Below are 2958 nucleotides of genomic sequence, written 5' to 3'. Positions count from 1 at the left end.
CTATTTTACTACTTTTAAGGATAAAAGTTATTAAATTTTACGAAATTTGTAAGATTTTTTGTCCGCGAGCTATTTTGATTTTAAAAATTTGAGTTGTGTAGCAAATGATTTTTCAAAAACAAATCAAATTTTCATCCGTGGTTATCTCTATATTTTATCGGCAAAAAATATTTGGTATTGCTAAAGTAATGATATTTAGTAAATTTATTGCCATGCCAAATTTAATTCATAATGCCTAAAAATTTTTTTACTAAATTCAGCCTATTTTTCCCTCAAGAAATTCCAAAATGTCTTGTGATTTTTTATTTAGCGACTCTTTTGGGATCTGTAAGAAGCTGCCTTCTTTTAAGATCAAAGCTATAAAATCATCAGTTTCGCAAGTGCCAAGAAACGCACCATATGAAAAATGAACCGTGCTCGTTGCCGTGGCAAACAAGACCTCATCATCATATATAACGATCTCTTGTTCGCGCTCAACATCGATGTTTGAGTAAATGGCTCTAGTAAATAAAACTGGCTTAATAATAGCCGCATAAATATAAAGCAAGACTATGCCGACACAAAGAGCAATGGCTAAATTTCTTGCCAAAATAGAGACATCGTCCATATCAGAATATACTATTAACTCGTGCCCAGTAATGTTAAAAAGCGTGACTAAAGCTACTCCACATAGCACAGCAAATGGCAGCTCTATCGCCCTTATTAAAAATACAATTTTATTCTTTTTATAGACGGTGCGCGAGACTTCGTGTAGCAGTTTTTTAAATTTAGCATCATTTTTTATACTAAATTTCGCTCTAAATTTTTCATTTTGCATTTTATTCCTTCAAATTTTGTCTAAATTTCATCGGTGATTATCTTTATCTTGCTTGCATCAACCAAACTGCCGTTTATGATGATCTCCTCTATCTTGCCAGCTCTTATGACGCCACTTTTTGGATTTTTCACGCTTTTTATGCTGCTTTTTGTGCTAACATCTACGCTTGAATACTCAAAAGCAAGGCTTGTATCCATAAAAATGCAATCTTTTACGACCAAATTTTCCACGTAGCAAAGCGCTTGCAAGCTCTTTATCGTGCAGTTTATGAGCGTCACGTTTTTCGCGTTCCAAGCTAGGTATTCGCCTGAGATGAGGCAGTTTTGCGCGAGCACGTTTTCGCAGTTCCAAAAGGCATCTTTTGATATGAGCTTTGAGTTTGTGATGCGAAGGTTTTTGCAGCTATCAAAGCAGTAGTTGCCATCTAAATTTAGCCCATCAACCTCTAAATTTTCACTATTTGCCCCAAAATAATCCCCTTTTGCAAAGACGTTTTTTACCTTCACGTCCGCGCACCCCCAAAGTGTCTCGGCGGCGTCTGAGAAACTTACATTTTCAAGTAAAATTTGCGAGCTTTTTCTAAAGCTTTTTGGCGCATTTATGACCACGTCTTTGAAGCTTAAATTTGTGCTGTACCACATGCCAGCTCTTGCTAGAGGCTCCAAGTATCCGCCATTTAGCGTGATGTCGCTTGCGTACCAGAGCGGATATTTGTAGGCAAAAACGCACTCGTTTAGCTTTAAATTTGAGCTGTGTTTTAGCGGCGACTCGCCATCTTCAAAGATGCAGTTAGTAAAATTTATCCCCTTTGCCCCAAACATCGCGCGCTCGCCAGTGAAAATTTCAGCGTTTCTCTCTTGCATTTTTGTCCTTTATTAAATTTTTCTTTTAAAATTATACTGATTTTCTCAAAATTTATTGCAAAATGCCATTAAATTTACTTTAAAGACGCAAAGCGTTATAATCGCCCCAAAAAAGGAGCAAAAATGGGTTTAAAATCAGACTCTTGGATAAGGAAAATGTCGGTTGAAAAGAAGATGATCGTGCCATTTGCCGAGGAGCAAGTGGGTCGCGGCGTCGTTAGCTACGGCGTTTCTAGCTATGGCTACGATATCCGTGTGGGCGATGAGTTTAAAATTTTCACAAACATCGGCGGGACCGTCGTTGATCCAAAGAATTTTGATGAGAAAAATGTGGTCGATTTTAAGGGTGATGTCTGCATCGTGCCGCCAAATTCTTTTGCTTTAGCGCGCACGATCGAGTACTTTAACATGCCTGATAACGTGCTAGCGATCTGCCTTGGCAAGAGCACATACGCAAGATGCGGCATCATCGTAAATGTGACGCCTTTTGAGCCAGGGTTTAAGGGACATATCACGATAGAGATCTCAAACACAACGCCGTTACCTGCGAAAATTTACGCGAACGAGGGCATTGCGCAGGTGTTATTTATCGAGGGTGATGAGCCTTGCGAGGTGACTTATGCTGATAAAAACGGCAAATACCAAGCCCAAGAAGGCATCACACTGCCTAGAATTTTGAAGTAATTTTCATGCCTTTGCGATTTTGCAAAGGCTAAATTTATCTCCCACTTTTTATAAAAACCCTAAACAATAACGAAATTTTGACGAAATAGAAGTTAGAAAGAGCGAAGCTTTGATAAATAAATTTTAAATTTGGCACAGCTTTTGCTTAAAAATTTATAAACTAGCTCATAAATCAAGCTCAAATATAAGGATATGCATGACAGAGAAAAAAGATAAAAAAATATCTACGCATATAAAAGAAACAAAACTAAACGGTATAAAAAATCCTATCTTTGAAAAAAACCTACAAGCGTTATTTCAACAAGATGAAGTTTTGGCTACTAGACTCTTTGGCATGGAAACTCAAACTAAATATGAAGTTATTTTAAATAATAGTGACCCAATAGATATGAATATAATCGCTAAAGAAAGCAAAAAAACTATATATAAAAATCCAGTTGAAGAAACTTATAAGATGCTTGATGATGTAGAAAAAAAATATAAAAGGTACCCGGGTCTTTTTTTCTATGGTCTTGGAAATGGTATACTTTATAAAGCGTTGGCAAAAAATAATGCCCATAAAAAAATAGTAATAGTTGAGCCAGAACTTGAAAT

General features: G+C 36.6%; 3 protein-coding genes and 1 pseudogene. 2 read left to right on the top strand and 2 right to left on the bottom strand.

Annotation, left to right across the window (positions count from 1 at the left end; all coding sequences use genetic code 11):
• Positions 1-256: 256 nt before the first annotated feature.
• On the bottom strand, positions 257-817 hold the full coding sequence (locus CYP84_RS09050; protein WP_103637326.1) for a YcxB family protein: 561 nt from the start codon (positions 815-817) through the stop codon (positions 257-259).
• A gap of 20 nt (positions 818-837) precedes the next feature.
• Positions 838-1680 (bottom strand): DUF3737 family protein, encoded by an 843-nt coding sequence (locus CYP84_RS09045; protein ID WP_103637325.1) that lies wholly within the window; start codon positions 1678-1680, stop codon positions 838-840.
• A 123-nt stretch (positions 1681-1803) separates the two neighbouring features.
• Between CYP84_RS09045 and dcd the strand changes: the two genes are divergently transcribed.
• The gene (dcd, locus tag CYP84_RS09040; protein WP_002939953.1) at positions 1804-2364 is read left to right on the top strand and encodes a dCTP deaminase; all 561 of its coding nucleotides are present in this window, start codon (positions 1804-1806) and stop codon (positions 2362-2364) included.
• Between the two features lie 196 nt (positions 2365-2560).
• Positions 2561-2958: pseudogene (locus CYP84_RS09035) on the top strand (motility associated factor glycosyltransferase family protein); the annotation flags it as partial.

Origin of the sequence: Campylobacter concisus (assembly GCF_002912425.1) — a bacterium.
Lineage (GTDB): Bacteria > Campylobacterota > Campylobacteria > Campylobacterales > Campylobacteraceae > Campylobacter_A > Campylobacter_A concisus_AH.
This window is presented reverse-complemented; position numbering and strand designations above follow the sequence as displayed.

What these genes read in the sequence shown, in the direction of transcription:
- CYP84_RS09050 (WP_103637326.1), bottom strand. Translation starts at nt 817, where the DNA reads ATGCAAAATGAAAAATTTAGAGCGAAATTTAGTATAAAAAATGATGCT.
- CYP84_RS09045 (WP_103637325.1), bottom strand. Translation starts at nt 1,680, where the DNA reads ATGCAAGAGAGAAACGCTGAAATTTTCACTGGCGAGCGCGCGATGTTT.
- dcd (WP_002939953.1), top strand. Translation starts at nt 1,804, where the DNA reads ATGGGTTTAAAATCAGACTCTTGGATAAGGAAAATGTCGGTTGAAAAG.